At 61.4% G+C, this 25588-nt stretch carries 20 protein-coding genes and 1 pseudogene; 19 read left to right on the top strand and 2 right to left on the bottom strand.

Features of this window, described 5'->3' with window-relative positions:
* Positions 1-157: 157 nt before the first annotated feature.
* The 8 genes and pseudogenes from NX05_RS01655 (at position 158) to hemC (ending at position 11319) form a co-directional block, all read left to right on the top strand.
* Positions 158-1645: a SulP family inorganic anion transporter gene (locus NX05_RS01655; RefSeq protein ID WP_039432497.1), complete on the top strand. Its 1488-nt coding sequence runs from the start codon at positions 158-160 to the stop codon at positions 1643-1645.
* Positions 1646-1879: 234 nt separating this feature from the next.
* Positions 1880-2856, top strand: a pseudogene (locus tag NX05_RS01660) (GGDEF domain-containing protein).
* Between the two features lie 169 nt (positions 2857-3025).
* A complete protein-coding gene (locus tag NX05_RS01665) occupies positions 3026-4675 on the top strand; it encodes a M28 family metallopeptidase (RefSeq protein ID WP_039432499.1) in 1650 nt (549 codons plus the stop codon).
* 1117 nt (positions 4676-5792) lie between these two features.
* The gene (mdoH, locus tag NX05_RS01680; RefSeq protein ID WP_010368313.1) at positions 5793-7730 is read left to right on the top strand and encodes a glucans biosynthesis glucosyltransferase MdoH; all 1938 of its coding nucleotides are present in this window, start codon (positions 5793-5795) and stop codon (positions 7728-7730) included.
* Between the two features lie 150 nt (positions 7731-7880).
* Positions 7881-8549 carry an alpha/beta hydrolase gene (locus tag NX05_RS01685; protein ID WP_039432501.1) on the top strand — a complete coding sequence of 223 codons (669 nt, stop codon included), beginning with the start codon at positions 7881-7883 and terminating at the stop codon, positions 8547-8549.
* A gap of 4 nt (positions 8550-8553) precedes the next feature.
* The gene (locus NX05_RS01690) at positions 8554-9606 is read left to right on the top strand and encodes a sensor histidine kinase (RefSeq protein ID WP_010368310.1); all 1053 of its coding nucleotides are present in this window, start codon (positions 8554-8556) and stop codon (positions 9604-9606) included.
* 30 nt (positions 9607-9636) lie between these two features.
* A complete protein-coding gene (locus NX05_RS01695; RefSeq protein WP_010368309.1) occupies positions 9637-10374 on the top strand; it encodes a LytR/AlgR family response regulator transcription factor in 738 nt (245 codons plus the stop codon).
* A gap of 30 nt (positions 10375-10404) precedes the next feature.
* Complete coding sequence (gene hemC / locus NX05_RS01700; protein ID WP_039432503.1) at positions 10405-11319, top strand: hydroxymethylbilane synthase; 915 nt, start codon at positions 10405-10407, stop codon at positions 11317-11319.
* A 552-nt stretch (positions 11320-11871) separates the two neighbouring features.
* On the opposite strand, the gene NX05_RS01705 is transcribed toward hemC, so the two are convergent.
* On the bottom strand, positions 11872-12672 hold the full coding sequence (locus NX05_RS01705; protein WP_039432505.1) for a DUF481 domain-containing protein: 801 nt from the start codon (positions 12670-12672) through the stop codon (positions 11872-11874).
* A 379-nt stretch (positions 12673-13051) separates the two neighbouring features.
* Between NX05_RS01705 and NX05_RS01710 the strand changes: the two genes are divergently transcribed.
* The gene (locus NX05_RS01710; protein WP_017117183.1) at positions 13052-13213 is read left to right on the top strand and encodes a hypothetical protein; all 162 of its coding nucleotides are present in this window, start codon (positions 13052-13054) and stop codon (positions 13211-13213) included.
* Between the two features lie 139 nt (positions 13214-13352).
* Entirely contained in the window at positions 13353-14318 is a 966-nt protein-coding gene (locus NX05_RS01715) for a helix-turn-helix transcriptional regulator (protein ID WP_010368305.1), read from the top strand.
* 108 nt (positions 14319-14426) lie between these two features.
* On the opposite strand, the gene NX05_RS01720 is transcribed toward NX05_RS01715, so the two are convergent.
* Positions 14427-14996, bottom strand: a complete 570-nt coding sequence (locus tag NX05_RS01720) for a lipocalin family protein (protein WP_039432510.1) — start codon at positions 14994-14996, stop codon at positions 14427-14429.
* 382 nt (positions 14997-15378) lie between these two features.
* On the opposite strand from NX05_RS01720, the gene NX05_RS01725 reads away from it, so the two are divergent.
* The 9 genes from NX05_RS01725 (at position 15379) to NX05_RS23470 (ending at position 24893) form a co-directional block, all read left to right on the top strand.
* Entirely contained in the window at positions 15379-15690 is a 312-nt protein-coding gene (locus tag NX05_RS01725; RefSeq protein WP_010368301.1) for a hypothetical protein, read from the top strand.
* A gap of 67 nt (positions 15691-15757) precedes the next feature.
* On the top strand, positions 15758-17851 hold the full coding sequence (locus NX05_RS01730; protein ID WP_039432512.1) for a prolyl oligopeptidase family serine peptidase: 2094 nt from the start codon (positions 15758-15760) through the stop codon (positions 17849-17851).
* Between the two features lie 12 nt (positions 17852-17863).
* Positions 17864-18085: a hypothetical protein gene (locus NX05_RS01735; protein ID WP_039432514.1), complete on the top strand. Its 222-nt coding sequence runs from the start codon at positions 17864-17866 to the stop codon at positions 18083-18085.
* Between the two features lie 183 nt (positions 18086-18268).
* Positions 18269-19567 (top strand): HlyD family secretion protein, encoded by a 1299-nt coding sequence (locus NX05_RS01740; RefSeq protein ID WP_039432516.1) that lies wholly within the window; start codon positions 18269-18271, stop codon positions 19565-19567.
* Positions 19564-21777 (top strand): peptidase domain-containing ABC transporter, encoded by a 2214-nt coding sequence (locus tag NX05_RS01745; protein ID WP_039432519.1) that lies wholly within the window; start codon positions 19564-19566, stop codon positions 21775-21777. The genes NX05_RS01740 and NX05_RS01745 overlap by 4 nt, the downstream gene beginning before the upstream one ends.
* The gene (locus NX05_RS25145; protein WP_134810987.1) at positions 21777-22700 is read left to right on the top strand and encodes a pesticin C-terminus-like muramidase; all 924 of its coding nucleotides are present in this window, start codon (positions 21777-21779) and stop codon (positions 22698-22700) included. The genes NX05_RS01745 and NX05_RS25145 overlap by 1 nt, the downstream gene beginning before the upstream one ends.
* 20 nt (positions 22701-22720) lie before the next feature.
* Entirely contained in the window at positions 22721-23215 is a 495-nt protein-coding gene (locus NX05_RS23465) for a hypothetical protein (protein ID WP_134810986.1), read from the top strand.
* A gap of 202 nt (positions 23216-23417) precedes the next feature.
* Positions 23418-24188: a hypothetical protein gene (locus NX05_RS01750; RefSeq protein ID WP_230597750.1), complete on the top strand. Its 771-nt coding sequence runs from the start codon at positions 23418-23420 to the stop codon at positions 24186-24188.
* Between the two features lie 30 nt (positions 24189-24218).
* Entirely contained in the window at positions 24219-24893 is a 675-nt protein-coding gene (locus tag NX05_RS23470; protein ID WP_146092223.1) for a hypothetical protein, read from the top strand.
* Positions 24894-25588 lie beyond the last annotated feature (695 nt).

Here is a 25588-nt window from a genome sequence, read left to right on the forward strand (position 1 = left end):
TTGGTCTTCGGCTGTGCCGCGTGGCGTGACCGGTGCCACAGAGAAGCGCAGTGGCATACCAGTCACATCCAAGCTGCGGGCGAGCTCGCTTTCCCGCACACTAGGGTTGCTGCGTGCTGTCCGCAGGTTGTCCTTTACTGTTGCCGGAGTGTCCCCCATGTCCTTGTTGCGTGCCGAACTGGCGCAATGGCGCGCCTCCCCCGCGCGCGAACTACTGGCCGGTGCGGTGGCCACGTTTGCCCTGATTCCCGAAGTGATTGCATTCGCGTTCGTGGCCGGGGTCGATCCGCAGGTGGGCCTGTTCGCATCCTTCGTGATTGGCATCGTGATTGCGTTCTGTGGCGGACGCCCTGCGATGATTTCTGCTGCAGCCGGCTCGGTGGCACTGGTGGCTGCACCGCTGGTGGCTGCGCACGGGCTACCGTATCTGCTGGCCGCCGGCTTGCTGGCCGGCGCAGTGCAGATTCTGTTCGGGCTGCTGCGGCTGGGCGTGCTAATGCGCTTTGTCAGTAGCTCGGTGCGCACCGGTTTCGTCAATGCGCTGGCAGTGTTGATCTTCGCCGCGCAGTTGCCGCATCTGTTAGGTGCCAATCTGACCACCTGGGTCATGCTGGGCGTAGGGATGGCCATCATCTACGGCCTGCCGCGTCTGCGCGTGCCGGGAGTGTCGGCAATTCCTTCGCCACTGTTGTGCATTCTGCTGCTCAGCGTTGCCAGCACCGCGCTGCATCTGCCGCTCAAGACCGTGGCCGATCTGGGCAAGCTGCCCAACGCGCTGCCGTTCCTGCAATGGCCGGCGGTGCCGTTGACGCTGGAAACGCTGCGCATCATTGCGCTGCCGGCGCTGGCCATTGCGATGGTGGGCTTGCTCGAATCGATGATGACCGCGCGCGTGGTCGATGAACTCACCGACACGCCCAGCAACAAGAACCGCGAATGCACCGGGCTAGGCATCGCCAACGCTGCCGCCAGTCTGTTCGGCGGCATTGCCGGCTGCGGCATGATCGGGCAGACCGTGGGCAACGTGAAATACGGCGGCCGTGGTCGTCTCTCTACGTTGTTTGCCGGCGTGTTCCTGCTGATCCTGATGGTGATGCTCAAGCCGTGGGTGTCGCAGGTGCCGGTGGTGGCGCTGGTGGCGATCATGGTGATGGTGTCGGCGGAGACCTTCGACTGGCGCTCGCTGCGCACGGTGGTGACCAACCCGCGTACGTCCAGCGTGGTGATGCTGGCGACCGTGGCGGTGACGTTATTCACCCACAATCTGGCGGCAGGTGTGGCGGTAGGCGTGCTGCTGAGCGGGGTATTCTTCACCTTCAAGGTGGCCGGGCTGTTGCAGATCACGCACGCCGACAGCGCCGATGGTGTGCGCACCTACAGCGTGCGCGGGCAGGTGTTCTTCGCCTCGGCCGATGTCTTCATCGATGCCTTCGATGCACGCGAGGTGCCTGGCGGCGCAGCGGTGCTCGACGTCAGCCGCGCACACTTCTGGGACATCACCGCAGTGGCAGCACTGGACAAGGTGGTGCAGCGCTTGCGCCATCACGAGTTGGACGTGCAAGTGAAAGGCCTGAATGCAGGCAGCAGGCGCCTGATGCAGCGGCATGCCTTGGGTGAGGACGCGCTGGAATCTGCGTTGCCCTGAGCCGGGGTCACGCGGCCGGGATGCGCCCCGCATGCCTGGCGCGCACCCAGTGCCTGGCTGTCCCTGCCCTGAGCGCAGCTGCGCGCGAACGCAAGTTCGGGTAGGCGACGCCAATGATTCGGCATCCTGATTGCCGGTGGTTGCCGTGAAGCCAGTGCGTTCCAACCCGAGATGTGCGCCTGCGTGCCGTGCCCGGCGCTGCGGGCGCGTGTCTGTTCACGGGGTGGCGCGGCCATGACCAATGCACCGCTTCTGGAACGGATGGTGGACCTGACCACCATCCGCGATGCCGATCTGCTCGACCTGAGTCTGGTGCGCACCGTGCGCGAGGTCTGCGCCGCCGAAGAACTCTCGCTGCGACGCATCGCCCCGGACGGCCGCAGCATGGCCGAAACGCGTCTGCGCGACGACGGCCGGCTGTCGCTGACGGTGGCCGAGATCCACCATGCACGCACGCGCATCCAGCTGGCCGAGGTCCATGTGCCGGGCGATGTGGTGCAGCTGCAGGAAGATGGCCGCCCCTTGCTGGTCTACCCAATGATGAAAGTGCGCGGCATCCGCACCTGCCTGCGGGTGGCCGGCGCGCGCATTGCCGGCATTGCCAAGCAAGCGATGCTGCAGCGCTTTGCGCGCTTCTTCCAGAATTACCGCAGCCTGCGCGACGACGCCCAGCGCGAGGCACTGACTGGTCTGCGCAACCACAAGACCTTCGACGATGTGATCCTGCGGCTGTTTGCAGGCGGTGCCGAATCCGCAGCGGAACAGGGCGTGGCTGGGGATTGTCGACATCGATCACTGCAAGCGCGTCAACGACACTTTCGGCCATTTGTATGGCGACGAGGTGCTGCTGTTGGTCGCACAGCTGATGCAACGGACGTTTCGCCAGGACGACCTGCTGTTGCGCTTCGGCGACGAAGAGTTCGTGATTGTTTTGCGCGGCGTGGACCGCGATACCGCTGTGAGCCTGTTCGAGCGATTCCGGCTGGCCGTGGCCGAGTTACCTGTTCCCGCAGGTGGGGCAGGTCACGCGCAGTACCGGCATCGTCGAACTGACCCAGGGTCAGCTGATCAGCGAAATGCTGGACGAAGCCGACGGCGCTGTACTGGGCCAAGCAACAGGGCCGCAATCGCGCGGCGGTGTATGCCGAGCTGATCGCCGGCGGGCAGTGCGGCAGGTTGCGCACCCGGTGGGCAGCGTCGATCTGTCCTGAGCCGCAGCGGCGCGTTGGAGCAGGCCACCGGCCCACTCGCCGCAGACAACCGCATCGACCTTCATCCGCGCACAGCGCAATCGCACTGCATGCATTGGCGCGGGCGCGGATATCGTCCTGCACGCGATGCTGGCTACACTCCAGGGCTATCCAAGATCTGGGGTGTGCAATGAAGCGAGTTGCCGTAGGACTTCTGGCAATGGCGGTCTCGACCGCGCTGATGGCGGCCACGCCGAGTTTTGATGGCGCGCGCATCTCGCGCGACGTCAAGGAACTTGCCTCCGATGCCTATGAAGGTCGCGGTCCTGCCACTGCCGGCGAAGAAAAGACCATTGCCTACCTGAGCAAGCAGTTCGCCGAGGCCGGCCTGCAGCCGGGCGGCGATCTGGCCAACGGCAAGCGCGCCTGGACCCAGGCGGTGCCGCTGCGGCGCGCCGATATCGTCGGCACGCCTACCATTGCGGTGCAGAACGCCGGCAAGCCGCAAGCGCTGACCCAGGGCAAGCAAATCGCCATCCGCGCCGCGCTGGATGGCTCATCCCACGTGGAGATCGCCAACGCGCCGCTGGTGTTCGTCGGCTACGGTGTCAAGGCGCCGGAGCGCAACTGGGACGACTTCAAGGGTGTAGATCTGAAGGGCAAGATCGCCGTGGTACTGATCAACGACCCGGATTTTGAAACCGGCAAGGGGGATTTCGACGGCGTCGGCATGACCTACTACGGCCGCTGGACCTACAAGTACGAAGAAGGCGCGCGCCAGGGCGCCCTCGGCGTGCTGGTCGTGCACGAAGCCGCGCCGGCCTCGTATGGCTGGGACACGGTGGCCAGCTCCAACACCAACACCATGTTCGACGTGGTGCGCGACAACCCGCGTAGCGCGCATCCCACGCTGGAAGGCTGGATCCAGCGCGATCTGGCCACCGAGCTGTTCAAGCATGCCGGGTTGGATTTCGAGACCTTGAAGAAGCAAGCGCAGGCGCGCGGCTTCAAGCCGGTCGAACTCAAGAACCAGCGTTTGAGCACCAGCTACCGGGTCAAGTCCGACGTGATCACGTCGCACAACGTCGTCGCGCGATTGGAAGGCAGCAAGCATCCCAACGAAACGCTGATCTACAGCGCGCACTGGGACCACATCGGCGTGGGCAAGCCGGATGCACGTGGCGACACCATCTTCAACGGCGCATTGGACAACGCCAGCGGCACCGCTGCGTTGCTGGAGCTGGCGCGCAGTTTCGCCAAGGGGCCAAAGCCCGAGCGCTCGGTGGTGTTCCTGGCCGTCACCGCCGAAGAGAAGGGCTTGCTGGGCTCGGAGTTCTACGCATCCAAGCCGCTGTATCCGCTGGACACCACGGTGGCGGTGATCAACATGGACGGCATGAATCCGTTCGTGCCTTCGCGCGATTTCGGCATCTACGGCACCGCAAAACTCGAACTGCTCGATCAACTGAAGAGCGTCGCTGCGCAATCCAAATTGCGCTACACGCCCGATCCCAAACCGCAGGCTGGCTATTTCTTCCGCTCCGATCATTTCTCCTTCGCCAAGCGCGGTGTGCCGGCGCTGTCGTATGCAGCCGGCCAGGACTGGGAAGTGGGCGGCGTGGCGGCAGGCAAGGCCGCAGCCGACGACTACACCGCCAAGCGCTATCACCAGCAAGGCGACGAATGGAAGCCGGGTTGGACCTTCGCCGGCGCTGCACGCGACTTGGGTGTGTTGTATACGCTAGGCCAGCAGCTTGCCGACTCGCGTCAGTGGCCGAACTGGAGCCAAGACTCGGAGTTCCGCGCCACCCGCGACGCCAGCGAGACGGCACGCAAGTAACAGCGGATGACAATGCTATTGCGCCGCGATCAGGCGGGCGCTGCGGTTATTGGTGCGGCACGTATCAGGTGTACATGCCGCTTTGAGTGTGCGTTGCCCGCCGCCTATTGAGTGCTTGCGATGTTCTACTCAGTCCCTAAAGATCGCCGATCTCTGCGTTCTTGTGATGGATTGAACGCTGTGCCTAAGTTAGTTGCAGTTGCAGTCTGTAGATCTCGGAGCTGCTGATCTGCGGCTCGGTTGCAGGGCCCTTGCCCGTCCACCATCGCAGGACACGCTGCAAGTACGTCCCTGTAAGCTCCTTGGCGGCATCCATGCCGCCCAGGGTCCCGCGACGGTGGGCGGGCAAGGACCAGTCACGCTGGTCGGTGTGCATAGCTTTCAATAACGCAGCACGGAAACCGCCTGGTGCGGTGTCCTCGCCGCTTGCGGGACTGTTGGCGGTGTGGATGCCGCCATCGAGCCCCATGGACGGGTTTACGGCGTGTCCCGCGAGCGCTGAGGGCACCGCACACTCGACCAACCAAGCTTTTCACTCAAGCCACGCAACGCCTGGAACGCCAGATCGTCTTAACCGATTAGAGCGATCAGTAGCTGGCGACGTCACGTTCTGCTTCTTCAGCAAAGCAGTCAGCAAATTGTTTGGGGCGGCGAGGACCGCCATGTGACCAGCCAGGCTTTGCCCCAAGTCATCGCTTGCATCCAAGAAATGCAACGCCAACACCCCGTCACTGCAACCGATTCCACGTCATGGCACACCAATTGCAACGCTTCTGCATGACAGCCAGGCATGCTGCCCCGTGACAGCATGTGCGTTAGGCTGCAATCTGTTGGGGTTGCGTTCGGTCGCTGCGGCGTAGTCTGCCGCGCGGTCCTCGTCGGGAGGGGCGAAGACTGCAAGCGGCCTTCGTTGCTTTAACGGTCGATTCTTTAGGATGCGCTGCGGCATGAGGTTGCAGCCAGGAGAACTTGTGCATCGGAGTGGTTTCAGAGCGTCTTGGTCGCACAGCGTCGGGCTCGCCCGCGTCACCGCGTGCCAGGCAACATCGCACTGCATGGCGGGTATGGACCCCCCGTTTCAGCCCGCACTGTCGCTCTCGCGCGACGGGCAGCCCTGATGGATGGCACCGTGACTCTTTCCCCGACACCCACTGCAATGCCCCCCGTTTCTGCCCTCGATGCCGGTAAGCCCACGCTGCCGCCGGAAGCGCCGTTGGCAATGCCCGAACAGAATCTGCGCGAAGGTAGCCTGCAAGTGCGCCACCAGCGCACCTCGCCAGCCGGCATCGGTGTGCGCCGCTTTTATCTGATCGGCGGCACCTTCGCCACCACTGCCGTCGCCGTGTGGGTGATGCTCAGCGTGCTGTGGCCCGACGGCATCAGCGTGCTGGAAGGCTGTCTGCTTGGGTTGTTTATCCTGCTGTTCGCCTGGATCGCCATGTCCTTCGCCAGCGCCGTGGCCGGCTTCGTCACCGTGGTGGCGCATGCCGGGCGCAAGCTCGGTATCGACCCGGAAGAACCACTGCCTACGCTGCGCTCGCGCACTGCGTTGTTGATGCCCACCTACAACGAAGACCCGCGCCGGTTGCTGGCTGGCCTACAGGCCATCTACGAATCGGTGGCCGAAACCGGTCAGCTGGAGCACTTCGACTTCTTCGTGCTCAGCGATACGACCCGCGAGCACATCGGCCGCGCCGAAGAACTGGTGTATAGCGAACTGTGTGACCGCGTCGACGGGCATGGCCGCATCTTCTACCGCCGCCGCGCCGACAACGCCGCGCGCAAAGCCGGCAACGTGGCCGACTGGGTGCGTCGCTTCGGTGGCAGCTACTCGCAGATGCTGATTCTGGACGCCGACAGCGTCATGACCGGCGACACCATCGTGCGGCTGGTGGCCGGCATGGAAAACAACCCGGACGTCGGCCTGATCCAGACCCTGCCTGCGGTGGTCAACGGGCAGACCCTGTTTGCCCGCATGCAGCAGTTCGGCGGCCGCGTGTATGGCCCGATCATCGCCTTCGGCGTGGCCTGGTGGCACGGCGCCGAGAGCAACTACTGGGGCCACAACGCCATCATCCGCACCCAGGCGTTTGCCGATCACGCCGGTTTGCCGTCGCTGCGCGGGCGCAAGCCGTTCGGCGGGCATGTGCTCAGCCACGACTTCGTGGAAGCGGCGCTGATGCGGCGCGGCGGTTGGGCCATGCACATGGTGCCGTACCTGCAGGGCAGTTACGAAGAAGGCCCGCCCACGCTCACCGACCTGCTGATCCGCGACCGCCGCTGGTGCCAGGGCAACCTGCAGCACGCCAAGGTGGTCAGCGCCAAGGGGCTGCACTGGATCAGCCGCATGCACATGCTGATCGGCATCGGGCACTACTTCACCGCACCGATGTGGGGCCTGCTGATGCTGATCGGTATCGGCATTCCGCTGGCCGGCGGCGGTATCGATCTGGCTGGCGACCTACCGTTCTCGCCCGCCCGTTACTGGCATGGCAGCAGCCAGGGCAATGCGATCTGGATCTTCATCTGCACCATGTTCGTGTTGCTGGCCCCCAAGCTGCTTGGCTACATCGCGCTACTGCTCAACCCGCGCGAACTGCGCGCCTGCGGCGGCGCCTTCCGCGCGGCGGTGAGCATCCTGCTGGAAACCGTGCTGGCGGCCTTGATGGCGCCGGTGGTGATGTACCTGCAGTCGCGCGGTGTATTCGAAGTGCTGGCGGGTAAGGATTCGGGCTGGGATGCGCAGGTGCGCGATGATGGCAAGCTGTCGTGGCCGGCGCTGTTGCGCAGCTACGGCGGTCTGACCGTGTTCGGCTTGTTCATGGGTGCAGTGGCCTATGCGGTTTCGCCGGCGCTGGCCGCGTGGATGGGGCCGGTGATCGTGGGCATGGCATTGTCGATCCCGGTGGTGGCACTGACCTCGCTGCGTCGTAGCGGCATGGCGCTGCGCCGTGCCGGCATTTTCTGTATCCCCGAAGAACTCGACCCGCCCAAGGTGCTGGTGCGCGCGTCCGAGCTGCGCCGCGCCGCTGCGCTGGAACCGTCGCTGATCTGAGTGCGCACCGGTGCTGATCCTTAGGATCTGCCACCGGTGACGTTGCGGTGGCTGCCCGTTACGGTTGCATGCACGCATGGCCGTCTGCGCCTGTGTGATCTGGCCCGCTCGTCCCACAAGGCATAATGCCCCGCCTGCAAGCGGAGCTGGATGATGCTGGAAGTGATCGAACGCGAGACCGGACCGAACCCGCAATGGAGCGTGCTGTGGCTGCACGGCCTGGGCGCCGATGGCAGTGACTTCGCCCCGATGGTGCCCGAGTTGGTGCGCCCGGATTGGCCCGCGCTGCGCTTCGTGTTTCCGCATGCCCCGATCCGCCCGATCACCATCAATAACGGCGTGCGCATGCGCGGCTGGTACGACATCGTCGGCATGGATTTCGCCCGGCGCGCCGACAAGGCCGGCATTGCCGAGTCGGTGACCCAGGTCGAAGCTTTGATCGCCCATGAGCAATCGCGTGGCATTGCGCCCGAACGCATCTTGTTGGCCGGCTTTTCGCAAGGCGGCGCCGTGACCCTGGCGGTGGGCCTGCAGCGCAGCGTGCCGCTGGCCGGGTTGATCGCGCTGTCGACCTATCTGCCGGATCCCGCTGCGGCCGCCACCCAGCTGCAGCCGGCCGCGAGCCGCCAACCGCTGTTCATGGCCCATGGCACGGCCGACCCGGTGGTGCCGTTCGCGGCTGGCCAGGCCAGCATGCAGACCTTGCGCACGCTCGGCTTCGCCCTGGACTGGCACACCTACCCGATGGGCCACCAGGTCTGTCTGGAAGAGATCGAGGCCCTGCGCGACTGGATGCAGGCGCGCTTCACCGCCGCCTGAGCGCATGGCCCAGCGCGCGCCGCAGATTGCCTGGATGCCGGACCTGTGCCGGCTGCCACGGCTGGGCGCGATGCTGAGCCTGGCCGAACTGGTGGTGCTGGTGGTGACCCTGGTGCCCGATGCCGGCGCCGCACGCAGCATCACCTTGTCGCGGTTCGTCTCTGCCAGCGGTCTGGCGCTGTGGCTGGCGCTGGCGGTCAGTGTGTTGCTGTGCGTGTTGCGGCCCACCTTGTCGCGATTGCCGCCGCGGCTGGGCGGGCTGGCCGCATTGCTGATTGCCGCGGTGGTGGCAATGCTCGGCGCCGGCATCGTGCACGGCCTGTATGCCGTACTTGGGCAGGCGCCGCTGGGGCCGCTGGTTGGCTTCTGGCGCTTCACCCTGGGCAGCGCGGCCACGGTGGTGCTGATCACCGCGCTGGCGCTGCGCTACTTCTATGTCAGCGACCGCTGGGAGGCGCAGGTGCAGGCCAACGCGCGTGCCGAGGCAGATGCCTTGCAGGCGCGCATTCGCCCGCACTTCCTGTTCAACAGCATGAATCTCATCGCCAGCCTGTTGCGGCGCGATCCGGTGGTGGCCGAGCAGGCGGTGCTGGATCTGTCGGACCTGTTCCGCGCCGCGCTCGGCGCCGGCGAAGGCGTTTCCACCTTGCGCGCCGAATGCGAACTGGCCGAACGCTATCTGGCAATCGAATCGCTGCGCCTGGGCGAGCGCCTGCAGGTGCGCTGGCACCGCCAGGAGCCGCTGCCCTGGGAGCTGCCGATGCCGCGTCTGGTGCTGCAGCCATTGGTCGAAAATGCCGTACTGCATGGCGTTTCGCGCATGCCCGAAGGCGGTACGCTGTACCTGTCGCTGCGTCAGCGCGGCAACCAGCTGCAGATCCGTATCGTCAACCCGGCGCCGCAACCAGGCACCCAGTTGCCGCTGCTGGCTGGCGCCGGGCATGCGCAGGCCAGCATCTCGCACCGGCTGGCGTTCCAGTTCGGTGCCGGGGCACGGATGGCGGCCAGCTGGGCTGAAGGCTACTATGCCTGCGAGATCACATTGCCGCTGCCGTGAGGGGAGAGTCACGGTAGCGAGGGGGAGTCCATGACGGCCACGCAAGTGCGGGTGCTGATCGCCGATGACGAGCCACTGGCGCGCGAGCGCCTGCGCATGCTGCTGGGTGAGCATCCGCAGGTCGAGGTGATTGGCGAGGCGGAAAACGGCCAGCAAGTGCTGCAGCAGTGCGAACACCTGCATCCGGATCTGGTGTTGCTGGACATCGCCATGCCCGGCGTCGACGGCCTGGAAACCGCGCGGTTGCTGCGGCAAAGCCAGCCGCCACCGGCGGTGGTGTTCTGCACCGCCTACGACCAGCATGCGTTGTCCGCGTTCGACGCAGCTGCGCTGGATTACCTGATGAAGCCGGTGCGCCCGGAACGCCTGGCGTCTGCGCTGGAAAAGGTCGCCACCTTCCTGGCCGGCCGCGTGCCCGGCACTGCGCCCAGGCCGCTGCGCACCCATCTGTGCGCGCGCCTGCGCGGCAGCTTGCGGTTGATCGCCATCGGCGACATCCGCTACCTGCAGGCCGAAGAGAAGTACGTCATCGTCCACCACACCCGTGGCGAAGACTTGATCGAAGAGTCGCTGAAATCGTTGGAAGACGAATTCGCCGAGCGCCTGGTGCGTATCCATCGCAATTGTTTGGTGGCACGCGACGAACTGGTGGAACTGCGCCGCAGCGGCGATGGCCAGGTGCACGCGGTGCTGCGCAACGTGCCGCAAACCTTGGAAGTGAGCCGCCGCTGCGTGGCCAGCCTGCGCGATCAATTACGTCAACTGTGAGTTCGGCGCCGGCTCCGCGATAATGCCGGCATGACCACGCTCCGTATCGCCACCCGCAAAAGCCCGCTCGCCCTTTGGCAGAGCGAACACGTCGCAGCCGCGTTGCGTCAACACCACCCCGGACTGGAGGTGGTGTTGGTACCGATGAGCACTCGTGGCGACGAAGTGCTTGACCGCTCGCTCGCCGCGATCGGTGGCAAGGGCCTGTTCCTGAAGGAGCTGGAGCTGGCGATGCTGCGCGGCGAAGCCGATTGCGCCGTGCATTCGCTCAAGGATGTGCCGATGGAACTGGACGCCCCGTTCGTGCTGCCGGCGATCCTGGAGCGTGGCGACCCGGCCGATGCGCTGGTGTCCAATCTCTACGCCAGCCTGCAGGCATTGCCGCTGGGCGCACGCGTGGGCACGTCTTCGCTGCGTCGCCAGGCGCAGTTGCGCGCCGCACGCCCGGATCTGGAATTGATCGACCTGCGCGGCAACGTCAACACGCGGCTGGCTAAGCTCGACAACGGCGGCTACGACGCCATCGTGCTGGCCTGCGCCGGTCTGCAGCGGCTTGGGCTGGATGCACGCATCAGCGCGCGGCTGGACGCACCGGAGTGGTTGCCGGCGCCCGCACAAGGCGCGGTGGCAGTGGAATGCCGTGGCGACGACGCGCGTATCCACAGCTTGCTGGCGGTGCTGGATGCCGGCCGCACGCGCGCCTGCGTGGAAGCCGAGCGGGCAATGAATCGCGCGCTGCATGGCAGCTGCCACGTGCCGGTGGCTGCCTTCGCGCGCTGGGAAGGCGAGGGCCTGTTCCTGCAGGGCATGGTCGGCAGCGCCAGCGACGGCCGCCTGATCCACGCCGATGCACACGGCAGCGTCGACGATACCGAGGCGCTTGGCCGTCGCGTTGCGCAAGGACTGTTCGACAAGGGCGCCGCGCAGCTGCTGGCCGAGTTGTAACGTCGGGCCTGGAACAGCGCGCCCGGCCGCAGAAATCGAGCGCGCGCAGGCACGTCCAACCGAGAAAACCGCCGCTGCATTAATAGGATAGATCCCGGTCACGAGAGCCGTGCCGCGTGCTCGCAATGCCCGCTTTGCGTAGGAGCGGCCTTGGCCGCGACAGGCTTCACCGGCAAAGCCCGCGCGCCCCGGCGCGCTCCTACACGAGCAATCCTCGCGGCGGCGCGGGTATGTTTTTCGCGGCTAGGTCGGTGTGTGGCCGGTGCTCGGCGCTGTCGTGAAGCATCTACGCGACCTTATCACCAGCGCGGCGGCGGTCAGCGCATCGGCTTGCCGCAGCTCAGGCCTGCCGCCCGATGCGCGATGCCCGCTCCTCGTAGGAGCGGCTCTGGCCGCGAGAAGCTTCATCGGGATGCCCGCGCGGCCCGGGGCGCTCCTACACGCGCAATCCTCGCGGCGGTACGGGCAAGTTTCTCGCGGCAGGGGCGGGGCGTGGCCGGTGCTCGGCGCTGTCGTGGGAGCCGAGCCCCGGCCGCGGCCGCCAGCGGGCGCTTACTTGAACGTGTAAACCAGATTGACCGTAGTCAGCGTATCGGTCTTCTTGTCGCCGTCGCTGACCTCGCTGTTGTGGCGCATCTGCCACGCAGCCTTCAGCGCGAAATGCGAGTTCATGCTGACCTGCACGCCGAAATCGTTCTGCGCATAGGTGTTGTATTCGCCCGATTCCACCAGCAGCGTGTTGATCACATCGGTGTTGTCGGTAACGGTGTACTTCAGGTCGAACAGGCCGCGACCAATCAACCCGGTTTCGTTGCGGTCTTCGTTGCTGTTGTGCGCGCGGCGCACACCCGGGCCCACCTGCGCGTCCAGGTAGAACCGGTCGGCGTCGATCAGGCGCGTGCCGTAGCCGATACCGAAGGTGGCCAGACGGTCGTAGGTGGCGAAGTCGTCGTGCTCGTAGCGGCCGGTGGCGGTGAGCTGGCGATGTTCGCCCAGCTGCAGTGCGCTACCGACGCTGCCGGTGTAACGCTCGGCCGTGGTCTGGCGTTCGCGCGTAGTACTGCCGTCTTCGTTGGTGTTGGTGTATTCCGAGCTCGAACGCAGTGCGGTGGCATCCAGGCTGTGGATCCAGTCGCCGTCGGTGTAGCGCAGGCGCACACGGCCGTTGAGGCTATCGGTGGTGCTGTTTCCGTTCGCGGCAGCGTAGCCGAGCTCGCCGCTGCTGCCGCTCCAGGGCGAGGGCATCAGCGCTGCGGCCGGGTCTGCCGGCGCCGGTGCGACTGCCTGGGCCCAGACGGTGGGCGTGATCAACAACAGTGGCAACAAGGCAGGCAACGGGGCACGGCGGGACATGGGCAGCTCGCTTTGGAGGGCAGGGAGAGGGGGGGAAGCGATTTCATGATAACGGACTGTGCGGTGCCGTTATTGCCAAGTGAACGGCCCCCTTCATTGAGGGTTCGGGCGTAGAAAGCGGTCTGGGCCGTCATGGCGTGACGGGTTGTGTGCAATAGCCGCGGCGAAAGCGTGTCTGCGTACGGCTGGTGGCATGGTCGGAGCGATCGGTGAGTTCGCGTCTAGATGGCACTGGGAGGAGGCGGACAATGCGCTTGGCGTGGCCGGAGTGATCCGCAGATGCGCGCTTGCGATTGCCAAGCGGCAAACAACGATGGTCACATCATGAGGTACGCGGGCCTGGCGAATGGCGCGGATCCGAGTGCCCCCGTGCCGTCGCATGCAAGCGACAGCGGCGCTGCCCGCCGCCATTGGCCTGGACGACCACCCGTTCGACGCCGGCCGCGACGAGACCAACGGTCTGGGTCTTGTCGACCCGACACCCGTCGCCTGTTGCAGGCGCGGATCGAGGATGCGGTATCTCAACGCCGGCAAGCTGTGAATGTTGCGACCGACCCAACAGACCACGCACCTGGGTCGGACGTAATCTGGACGCGTGCTGCTATCTGCCTACCGTCAGTTGCCTATCGCCAGACGGCGATGCTCACCCCGCCGCGCAAAGACTCGGACATAATCGACGCATGGACCGCTATGAACGCATCAACTCCCTGCATCGCTTGCTCAAATCGGCACGCTACCCGGTCACGGTGGCGCGGCTGCAGGATGAGCTGAGCTGTTCCCGCGCAACCGTCTACCGCGATCTGGCGTTTCTGCGCGATGCGCTAATGGCGCCGGTGGAAGGCGACGGCGAATCGGGCTTTCGCTATCTAACCGGTGAAAGCGATCGCTTCGAATTACCCGGCCTGTGGTTGAGCTCGGAAGAGCTGCACGCGTTGCTGGCTTCGCAGCAACTGCTCGCGCGGACCGGCGGCGGAGTGCTGTCCTCGATGCTGGCACCGTTGCAGCAACGCATCGAAGGCTTGCTCGCTGCGCAAGCCGGTGTCTCGCAATGGCCGGTGGATCGGGTGCGGGTGATTCCGCACCGCGGCCGCAAGCTGGACGAAGCCAGCTTCCGCACCGTGGCCTCCGGCGTGCTGGAGCGTAAGCAGCTGAGCTTCGACTACCGCGCGCGCTCTACGGATGAATCGACCAAGCGCACGGTGTCGCCACAGCGCATTACCCATTACCGCGACAACTGGTATCTGGACGCCTGGGATCACGGCCGCGATGGTGTGCGCAGCTTTGCGGTAGACCGCATCAACCATGCGCGCCTGCTCGATGCCGCGCCGCGCGATGTGCCCGACAGCGAACTGGACGAGCAACTTGCCGCCACCTACGGCATTTTCTCCGGAGCACCCAAGGGCTGGGCGACCATCGTGTTCAGTTCCAAGGCGGCGCGCTGGGTGGCCGACGAACATTGGCATTCCAAACAGCAGGGGCGCTTTCTGCCCGATGGCCGCTACGAGCTCAAGTTGCCGTATAGCAACTCGCGCGAACTGCTGATGGACGTGCTGCACTACGGCTCGGATGCGGAGATCGTTGAACCTATGTCGTTGCGCGAGCAGGCCAAGGCGTTGTTGTCGCTGGCATTGAGCAATTACGACTGAGCATTGCCGGTGGTGAACCGCGACGCCGCGCGGCTGTCGCGGCGCACATGTGAACGGCTATCGACCACGCGCCACTGACCTGGTGCATGGTCAGGGCGACCAACGCGCTCAGCGCTTGTTCGGCACCTCAAATCCCAGGCGGTCCACCTGCTCGCGCAGCTGCGGCACGCGCTTGAGTTTGTCGGTGTAGATCGAATACTCGTCGCGCATCTTGTTGACCAGCATGCGGTACTGATCGCGGCTCATGTCCGGCTTGCGCGAAAAGATCCAGGCCAGGTCGCGGCCCGGGTAGGAGATCAGCATCCAGGAGCCATCCGGGGCGATTTCCAGAATGCGCTGCTTGGCCGGGATCACCTTGTAGAACCACACCCGCCAATCGCGGTTGCCGCTGTCGGCATCCACCGACGCGCGCGCGCTGACTTCCTTTTCCGGTTCACCGAACCCGTCGCGGTACAGATAGCGCACTGCCACCTTGCCGTCTTCGACCAGGGTGTATTCGTCGCGGCTGGTGACGTGGCCGCGCTCCACCGGGTTGGGCATGCGCGCAATCACGTACCAGGTGCCCATGATCTTGGACAGATCGACTGCCGGCTCACTGGCGGATGTGTCCTTGGCGTGTGCCACGGGCAGGCCCAGGACGAGCAGAAAAGCGAGGGCGATCGTAACGGTCAGGCGCATCGCAACATCACAATGAGGCAGTGGGAGCAGCACACTACCGCATGCAGGGGGCAAGTTCGCGTCAACGGTCGCGTCTGGCAACGGTGCCGGGGGGGCTTCAGCGGATTGGGGGCGGTCGGGGCTGGCTGACAGGTGTCGGTCAGGCATTGGCGCCGCGGCCGCAGGGTTGTGCAGCGCGGGGCGGTCTGTTGTCGCTGGCTGTCAGGGTTGCCGAGACCCCGACATCGTAGCTGTCTGCAACTGCGACCTTCCCGAGCCCGGGTGCCTCTGAGACAGCGTCCGAGCCGCGCGCCGCACAGGCTCGCGTCAAGGTCGCAGCCGGTGAGATGGGCAGCGGCAATCCTGCGGGCCTGTTGTGATCCTTCCTGCACGGAGTGCCGCCATGTCGCATCGTCCTTCTTCCCATTCCGAACGTCCCGACCCGCGCGTACTGCGCCCGGTGCGGCAGATCGCCCTGGCCGGGCTGGCCCTGGTGCTGGTGTGGCCGGCCGCGCGTGGCTATAGCGAATGGATCGGCTGGTTGCCGCTGTGGCTGGTCGGCATGCCGATGCTGGCGTGGTGGAGCCTGTACCGGTTTGCCTTGCCCACCCTGGCAGGGCGTGGAGTGCGCCGTGTTGCGCCCCGTCGGCGCGGGCCGCAGGCACAGCGCCGACGCAATGCTTCGCGTACGGCGACACAGGCGCGGGCAGCCTGACCTTCGGCAGGGTTGGCCGGCGGGGCGCTGTGCTACGTTCCGGCCATTCGTTTTTCCGGAAACATTCATGCCCAAGTTCGCCTCGATCTGCCTGGTTGCCGGCCTGATCACCGCTGGCGCCGTCTCTGCAGAGGAAACCGCCGTGTCCAACGATCCCTACGCCTGGCTGGAAGATGTCACCGGCGCCAAGCCGCTGGACTGGGTGAAGGCCCAGAACGCCAAGACCGAAGCGCGGCTAGCCAGCACGCCGGCGTTCAAGCAGATGGAAACCAGCATTCGCCAGGTGCTGGATTCGGACGCCAAGATTCCGGGCGTGCAGAAGATCGGCGCGTTCTATTACAACTTCTGGAAGGACAAGCAGCACGAGCGCGTCATGTGGCGGCGCACCACGCTGGACGAATACCGCAAGGCCTCGCCCAAGTGGGAAACAGTGCTGGACCTGGATGCGCTCAACAAGGCCGAAGGCGAAAACTGGGTGTGGCATGGCGCCGATTGCCTGCGTCCTGACTATCAGCGCTGCCTGATCGCGCTGTCGCGCGGCGGTGCCGATGCCGATGTCACCCGCGAGTTCGATCTGGGAAGCAAGCAGTGGGTCAAGGACGGCTTCTTCCGCCCTGAGTCGAAGGGCGGGCTGGGCTGGATCGACCAGGACACTGTCTACGTGTTCACCGATTTCGGCACCGGCAGCATGACCAGCTCCGGCTACCCGCGCATCGCCAAGCAGTGGAAGCGCGGCACGCCACTGACTGCCGCGAGCGTGGTGTACGAAGGCAAGCCGACCGACATGTACATCGCGGCGATGCATGAAGACACGCCCGGATTCGAGCGCGATTTCGTCAGCCGCACGCTGGCCTTCTACAACGACGAGCTGTATCTCAAGGGCGCCGACGGCAAGCTGGTCAAGGTGGACGTGCCCAATTCGGCCAGCAAGTCGGTCAAGCGCCAGTGGCTGACGCTGGAACTGCGCGACCCGTGGACCGTAGGCGGCAAGACCTACAAGGCCGGCGCACTGCTGGCCACGCGCTTCGACGACTTCATGGCTGGCAAGCGCAACTTCGATGTGTTGTTCGAGCCCACCGACACCACCTCGCTGGCTGGCGTGGCGTGGACCAAGTCGCATCTGGTGTTGAACGTGCTGGAAGACGTCAAGAATCGTTTGAGCGTGGTCACGCCATCGCAGGATGGTTGGAAAAAGAGCGCGTTTGTCGGTGCACCGAGCTTCGGTACGGTCGATGTCAGCGCGGTGGATAGCGACGACAGCGATGCGCTGTGGCTCACCGTGACCGATTATCTGACCCCCACCACGTTGTCGTGGGTGGACGTGGGCGCTGCACCGCAGCCGCTCAAGACCATGCCGGCGTTCTTCGATGCCGGCAAGGACACCATCGAGCAGCACTTCGCCACCAGTAAGGACGGCACCCGCGTGCCGTATTTCCTGGTGCGCCCGAAGGCTTTGAAGCTCGATGGCAGCGCGCCCACGTTGCTCTACGGCTACGGCGGTTTCGAAATTTCGATGACGCCCAATTACTCCGGCGGGCTGGGGCGCGCGTGGCTGGAAAAGGGCGGCGTCTATGTGGTGGCCAATATCCGCGGCGGTGGCGAATATGGCCCGCGCTGGCACCAGGCCGCACTCAAGCAAAATCGCCACAAGGCGTATGAAGACATGGCCGCGGTGGCCAAGGATCTGGTTGCGCGCAAGATCACCTCCACCAAGCATCTGGGCGTGCAGGGCGGCAGCAATGGTGGCCTGATGACCGGCAACATGCTCACCCAGTATCCGGAACTGTTCGGCGCGGTGGTGGTGCAGGTGCCGCTGCTGGACATGAAGCGCTACAGCCACCTGCTGGCCGGCGCCTCTTGGATGGCCGAATACGGCAACCCGGATACTGACGACTGGAAGTTCATCCAGGCCTTCTCGCCGTACCACCTGTTCGACCCGAAGAAGACTTACCCACCGGTGATCTTCCTGACCTCCACGCGCGACGACCGCGTGCATCCTGGCCACGCGCGCAAGATGGCGGCCAAGATGATCGAGGCCGGCAAGGACGTGACCTATTACGAGAACATCGAAGGCGGACACGGCGGCGCGGCCAATAATGCGCAGGCTGCGCATATGGCAGCGCTGGCCTACAGTTTCCTGTGGGAGCGGCTGGCCGATTGAGGCGCAGTCCACATGCGGCATGATGCGTCGCGCGATACGGGGCCGCTGGCAGTTTGCAGCGGCCTCGTGTCGTATGGGGTCGAAAATTCGGAACTGATGCAACGGGGCGCGGGTGATGTCGGCCTTGACGGTGGTATTTGCGGTCAGCGGTTTGGCTTCGCCAACAACACGAAGTCATTACTCCCCGTCGAGGAACAGCGAAAAGTCGTGGCAGAATTGCAGCTCAAAGCCTAGCACAGCGGTCCGCCTAGCCCATAGTGTGTCAGGCCTCGCCGGTGTCATGGGATGCGTGGAGATCAGATAATTCCTACACGGATGCCAACGCCAGATCAACAAAACGCAAATGTAATTTTAATGTCTGCGGAGGTAGCCTCAACCCACACAAGGTTGCGCAGTAGATCTCGAAGTGTAGGTGCTATGGATAGCGAGTCAGGTCAGACGGATGACGCAGAACAAACGCTCTTTCGCAAGCGAAAGGGGCCGGAGACAACTTCTACACTCGGCGACCTGAAAGATGCGTTTCCCTCGTCCATCCGGATCTGGATCGGCTGTGGCTGTGCGCTCTTCCTCTTGCTGGCCACGTTTGTTCTAACCGCGTCCTACTCCAAGCGCGAGCATGTGTCGGGCCAGATCATCTCGACGCATGGGCGAGTGGATATCCGCAGTGGAACGCCTGGTCTCATCCTGTCAACGACGTTGAAGCCAAACGCCCTAGTCAAGAAGGGCCAAGTGCTTGCGGAGCTGTCAGCCGACATCACCGACGAAGCGGGTCGCTCTTTGTCCGATGAGACGATCAAGCGTGCGCTCACCCGCTCAGAAGAGCTGACCAAGGAGCAATTGCAGACGCATGACTTTTCCGGCCAGCGCGAGCGTGAACTGACGCGTCAAGTCGAAGAAACGAGCGGCGCGATGCAGGAAGTCGCTCGCAAGATCTCAATCTTGGAAAAGAAATACGCCAAGAACAAGGAACTCTTGAAGACCATTGAGCCGCTGCTTGCTGAGAAGTATGTGTCCAAATACACCTACCTCACCTACGAAAATGCTCTCTTGGATGCAGAGGCTCAGATCCAGGATGCCCGCGCGCAGCAGTCCACACTTCGCAATCAGCGTGCCGCGTTGCTGGGTGAAATCACCGAGATAAAGACAACGGCCAGCAGGCAAGCAAGTGAAATCGAACGCGAAAAATCCACGATCGAAGATCAGGTGGCCAGAGCCAAGTCCGACCGACTGCAAACCATCACCTCGCCATTGAGTGGCACAGTTGCAGCGATCTACGCATCCCAAGGTCAGCGTATCGGCACCGACTCGATCATTGCGTCGATCACCCCAAGCGAGTCGGTGTTCGAAGCTGAAATTCTCATTCCTTCAAGAGCCATTGGACATGTGACGGTGGGCACCGAGGTGCTGCTTAACATCGCCGCATTCCCGAAAGCAAAGTATGGCGCCATCCAGGGGCGCATCGCATCGCTGTCGACGCAAACGAGCCCCCTCGGTGAGTTGGAGCGTCGCTATGGTCGCCAGTCGCCCACTGAGCCGGTTTATACCGCCAAGGTGGCATTACCTTCTCAAACCATCGGAGTCGCCCAAGAAGCGAAGTCCTTCCTGCCGGGGATGGAAGTGGATGCGGAACTGATCTTGGAGGGGCGCAAGATCTGGGAGTGGATGTTTGACCCCTTCCAAACCATGGGGTCGCGCTTGACGGGTGAAAAGCGATGAAGGACGTCTTGACACCATCAGCCAATGGCGCTACCGAGACGGATCGCTCTGCTGAACCAAGCCTGGTGTTTTCCTCGAAGCGCCGTGTGCCGCATATCCGCCAAACTGAGTCGAGTGAGTGCGGCCTGGCCTGCATTGCGATGCTGCTCTCCTACTACGGCCATGAAACGAGCCTCGGGGAGCTTCGCAACCGCTTTACGGTGTCAACCAGTGGGGCAACGCTCGCCTCCCTGATTGAAATCGCTGATGCCAACGGGCTCACGACGCGTCCGCTTCGCTTGGAGCTTTACGAACTGCCCAAGCTGTCGCTGCCTTGCATGGTCCACCTGCACCACGGGCATTTTGTCGTGTTGACGGCTGTGCGGGGAGTGCACGTGCACATCAGCGATCCTGCAACCGGCGTCAAAAAAATCAAGCTCGATGAGTTCGATGAGCTCTTTAGCGGCATTGCGTTGGAGGCGCATCCAGGCCCGGCCTTTAAGAAGATCAAGAGCGTGCCATCGGTATCGCTTCGCGATCTGGCAGGCTCGCTTCGGTCCCTGGTGCCCGCGTTCTGGGTTGTGGGCATCTTGGCGCTCTTCTTGGAAGGCTGTGCGCTGATTGCGCCGCAATACCTGAGACTGACCATGGATCAGGTGCTCAGCGTCAAGGACGATGGCCTGGTCACCACCTTGGCGATTGGTTTTTCGATCGTGCTCCTGGTGCAGCTCGTCTTGACCGTTGCCAGGAAGTGGATCTTGCTGTGGATTTCTTCCACCACCGGCTTGCGGTGGAGCAGCAACTTGTTCCGTCACCTGGTGTCGCTACCCCAGTCGTATTTCGTGAAGCGACATACCGGGGACATTTCAAGTCGCTTCCAGTCGATCTACTCCATCCAGCAGTCACTCACGACGAAGATGCTGGAAGCGGTCATTGATGGGGTGATGTCTTTCCTCATGTTGTTGCTCTTGATGAGCTACGACGCGCCGCTTTCTTTCGCCTTGTTGGCTTTCACCCTTGCCTATGTGGGTTCGCGCTATGCCTACTACGCCAAGCTCAAAGAGGCCAACCTCGACCAGATCAACATCGATGCACGCCGGCAAAGCTTGCTCTACGAAACGGTCCGAAGCATCCAGCCCATCAAGCTGTTCAACAAGTCAGCGCTTTGGGCGTCGCGCTTCACGAACTACAGCGCGAAAGCCACCAATGCGACCATCGGGGCCGAGCGGATCCGCATTGGGTTCGATTCTGTCCAGCTTCTCATCCAAGGCCTGTGCCGCATTTTCGTGATCTGGGAAGGCACCCGGCTGGTGCTCAGTGGGGATATGACGGTCGGGGTGTTGACGGTCTTTTTGATCTACGCGACCCAGTTCAGCCAACGCAGCATCAATCTGGCCGACTACTTGATGCAGCTCCGGCTGCTTCGCTTGCACACCGAGCGCATTTCAGACATCACGCACAGCGAGCCTGAGTCGTTTCTGCATGGCAACGGCGCGCTGGAGGATGCTGCGCCAGCTATTGCCATTGCCAACGGCTACTTCCGCTACTCGTCTACGGACAAGTGGATCATGAGCGCCTTGCAGCTCAGGGCCCCGGCAGGCCAAGTGATTGCAATTGTCGGGAACTCAGGCGTGGGTAAGACCACACTCATCCGCGTTCTGGCGGGGCTTGAAGATCTTCAAGTTGGGGACTTCTTAGTCAATGGAGAGGATCTGCGTAAAGTCGGTAAGTCGAGCTACCGGAGCAAGGTCAGCATCGTCATGCAGGGAGACAATCTGTTGTCAGGGACGTTGTCAGAGAACATCTCCATGTTCGATGAGCACATTGACCAAGAACGCCTCGTGCAGGCTGCGAAATTGGCGTGTATCCACGACGATATCCTGCGCATGCCAATGGGCTTCAACACTAGAGTGGGCGACTTGGGAAATACGCTGTCAGGCGGTCAAAAACAACGGATCTTCTTGGCCAGAGCCTTCTATAGGCGCACCAAGTTGTTGTTGATGGATGAGCCAACGACTGGGGTTGATGAGCAGATGGGCATACAGCTGATGAAGAATATCAAGAGCATCGGCGCGACCACAGTCGTCGTGACGCACGACAAGAACATCTCTCGGATGTGCGATATGCACTATCTCTTTGTGGGCGGGATCCTAAGGCCCTTGATCAAAGAGCAGCCCAGCAAATTTGAACAGGACGAGGCCGGGGAAGCGGCTGAGAAGTCCAGTCAATAGTGAGGAATTACAACGCCTATCAAAATAAGTTCAAAGGAAAAAAGAGATATGGAACATTCAATAGAAAAAACGATCAGGAAAAAAATCTAATCACAGGATGGAGCGCTGCAATGAGAGAGCTAACAATCGAAGAGCTATTCCTAGTGGCAGGTGCAGCAGCCGCTGCGGATGTAGATCCAAGCGAGCCGCCCACTGAGCTGCCCCCCGTGGTCGTTAATCCACCTCCATCAGAACCACCAACATTGCCACCATCCCCGCCAGTTGAGCAACCCCCGCCGCCGCCACAAGGTGGAGGCGGAGGCAATGATGGCGATGTCTTTGTCCCCTTGCCGGCTGAAAACAGAATCGATAATGCCTTCATTGACAGCGTGGAGGGTGGACAACAGCTAGATGCGTATGTCCCCAACAATAACGGTGTAGTCATAGATCAAAGCGGAGTGACCGTGGCAACTGGCGTCGATTTGGGTGGCCAGACTGTCGAAAGTCTCACAGCTCTCGGTGTAGACCAAGCACTGGTTACTTCGTTAACGCCCTACCTTCATCTAACAGGCCAAGATGCGCTGAGTGCCGTTCAAAACAACCCTCTGCACATCACCGAGGCGCAGGCAGATGCGTTGGATAACGCAGTTCGATCAAATATCTTAAATGCGGTTGTCAACAGCTACAACAATTCTTCTGATTATGCTGACTTTTATCAACTGCCTGGTGGCGTCCAGACCGCCATCGCAAGTGTTGCTTACCAATACGGCCCTGGCCTTGCCACGGCAACCCCCAATTTCTGGACCCAAGTAACAACGGGACATTGGCAAGATGCTGTTACCAATCTGAACGATTTTGGTGATGCGTATGATACAAGGCGAGACAGAGAGGCCGCGCTTATTCAACAAGATATTACAAACGGCAGCGTGCCGGTTAAATGTTGACTTATAACGTGAGGTCTGAGATGAAAGCTAACAAAAGAATTGCATCAATTACAATAATGATCTTTTCATTGTGGGGGAGCGTTTTGGCCACGGCTGCGCCTGCCAAGACTAATTCTGCGGTCCTATCGGCTTACTTTGGTCAGTCAGCGGGTGACTATATTATTCCCGGAAAACCTTTGGTGCAGCAGTTTGGGGAGGCTCTGAGCGGTCCACCCAACAAAGACGTTGAGGTGGGGAATGGGTTGACCTTGATATCCGGTTGCCGCTACAAGAGCTGCATTGAGAAAGGTGCAGTTGCGATTAAGAGTGATAATACGGTCGAAGCTGCTGGGCTCATTCACTTTAACTGTAAAGCCGACACCAAAAAGTCGGGCGCTTCTTGCTCAAAAAATCCTACTTTCACCTTATTTGTGCCCAGGAATAAAAAGAGCCTTGACGCAGAGATATCTGTTCTGAGATGGGCGCATGAATATGCGCCAGATGCTACATTTGAAACGGTCACGTTGGAGAAATGAGGTTTGCATGCCAAAAGTAAGAGGCCAACAAAGGTAAATTTGTCTTCAAGTGCTTCGAGTCTGCCTATCTCTAACTCTATGTGAGCCAGGCTTGCAATGGACCGTTATTTATGGGCTGCACGGAAAATAAAAAAATGATGTTTAGGAAGAAAAGAAAGCGAAACAGCAATTTATCAATCGAAATATTGCAGGGAGTGCTGTGATGAGAGAACTGACAAACGAAGAGTTGTTCCTAGTGGCAGGTGCGGCAGCCGCTGCGGATGTCGATCCGAGCGAGCCGCCGACTGAGCTGCCGCCAGTTGTAGTTAACCCGCCTCCAAGTCCACCTCCGACTATTCCCCCTTCACCACCAGTTGAACAGCCAGGGCCTATCAGTCCTCCAGGCGGGGGGGGCACTCCTCTTCCAACAGCGCCGGAATACGATCTCAACTTCACGCGTGCGTTGACAGCGGAAGAGTCGGCCGCTCTGGTTAAATTTGACGATGCAATCTACTTTGTTAAAGACTCCATCAGCTCGCTTCCTGATAATGCTTATATGCAAATGAGCGATGGTTCAACCGTGCAGATGTCTGAAATCAAGAGTCTGATGCTCAATGCAGACTATAAGGTAAACGAAGCGGGCACTAGCTATAGCAATGGGTTTGCGACTGGGCAGTCCGACTATAACAATGGAGATCCGCAAATATCAATAAACATTGACACCATCAAGGGGTATTCCGATCTAATGGGAGGGGCGAATTTCTTGGTGATGCATGAGCTGGCACATAACGCAGCAGCTGCTCGAACCCTTTACCAGAACCTCTATCAAGATGGTTTTACCAATGCTGAGTTTAATCAAAATGAGAAATTTGCCAATGATATTGTGAGGGGTGTTGCAAATTATCTCAGCATAGGGGTGCTTGGTCCCAGTGATACAAAGGTTGTTGGTGGATATAGTGAGGTAACTCCGACAATCGTTGTTCCAACCCCTTGATTTTACATTCGCGTTAAAAAGGTGCTTTCGATGTCCATAGTTAGGGTTGCCCTAAATTCGATTTACGTGCTTGTGCTTGCCGGCCTAACGGTCGGGCAGGCCCAGTCAAATGGCCAACGAGACAGTGCTGCTAAGGCTTTATGTTCAGAAAAGTCTCGTCTTAAAGACAATTTCTATGTGGAGAGTGGGAGTGCGAATTTAGTAGTCCCGCTAGCCAAGGCAAGCAAGGTTGACAATGTTCGAGTTCATGCAATCAAAGGCGCGTGCGCTCAATTTGTTAACTATTATTCTGGTGATACCTACTATCTGTCCACTGACCTAAAAATTCAGGCGAAGCCAGGGATCATCGGTGATATAGATCCTCGTCCCGAGAAGATTAATAAGAATAATTCTCTTGCAGCTAAAGATGGTGCGCTGTCAAAAGGCGTGCTGGTCGATTCAATTCTTGTATCACCATCACATGATCACTCAGACGACAAATACCTGGGAGCCTGGGTCACTAATGGTAAAACGCGCCTCCTGACATATTCAAAAAGTAAAACAGGAGTTCTGAGAAAGAGAGAGGCAATTGCCGAGATCGATGGTCAAGTAGTTTCACTGGCTCAAATCGGTGCGCTGCACAGGGTTGACCAAGGGACTCTTTATGCTTTGGTCAAAGGCGACTCTTCCTTGTTTTCGGTTGCTTTAGATATTTATGGCCTTTAGATCAGGTTGAAATTGAATTGCGTGCTTATTTGAGAGGCCAGTAATGTTGGGCATGCACAAAGGTCTTGCGGTTACATTGCTGATGGCTGTCTTCTGCACAAGCGCCGTTGCGGAAGATGGAGTCTCAGGGCTCGCCATGGATGAAATAATTGGTGAAATCTATGATCCCAATAAGCCACAAATTATGAGACCTTTCGCGAAATTGGACTCCGTGATTTCCATCAGGTGAGTTCAAGTCGATCATTGAATATTGCTTTTCGCTCAAATACGTTCAAGACTCGGGATCAGTATGCGATCTCCTTTGTTGAGTTCAGGGTCCCGCCTGAACTCAACAAAGGAGTGAGTTTTATGTATATGGAGCTCGCTCCTGGGCGCTGTTATGAAGTGTCTAAGATCAAGCAAAAATTTGCACTCACTCCATATGTCTTGCCACCCAATCTCCATGCGCCACTGGCCGACGCCAGCAAGGAGGTTTTCTATGAAACCAATCTTGGTGAAACGTCGGTGTATGTAAAGGCAAGTTCGAAGGATGAGTGCTTGCTTGGTCTCACGAGAAGTCGAAACTAATGAGTTGTCCCTGAAAAATCCCCTTCAAGCGCCCCGTGCCGTCTGTGACAGCGGCACGTGGCTAAAGGATGGCCATTCCATCGCCCGCATCCAGGCACGCAAAAACGCGATCCAGCGCAGCAGCCAGC

It is taken from the genome of Xanthomonas vasicola, from assembly GCF_000772705.2.
GTDB lineage: Bacteria > Pseudomonadota > Gammaproteobacteria > Xanthomonadales > Xanthomonadaceae > Xanthomonas > Xanthomonas vasicola.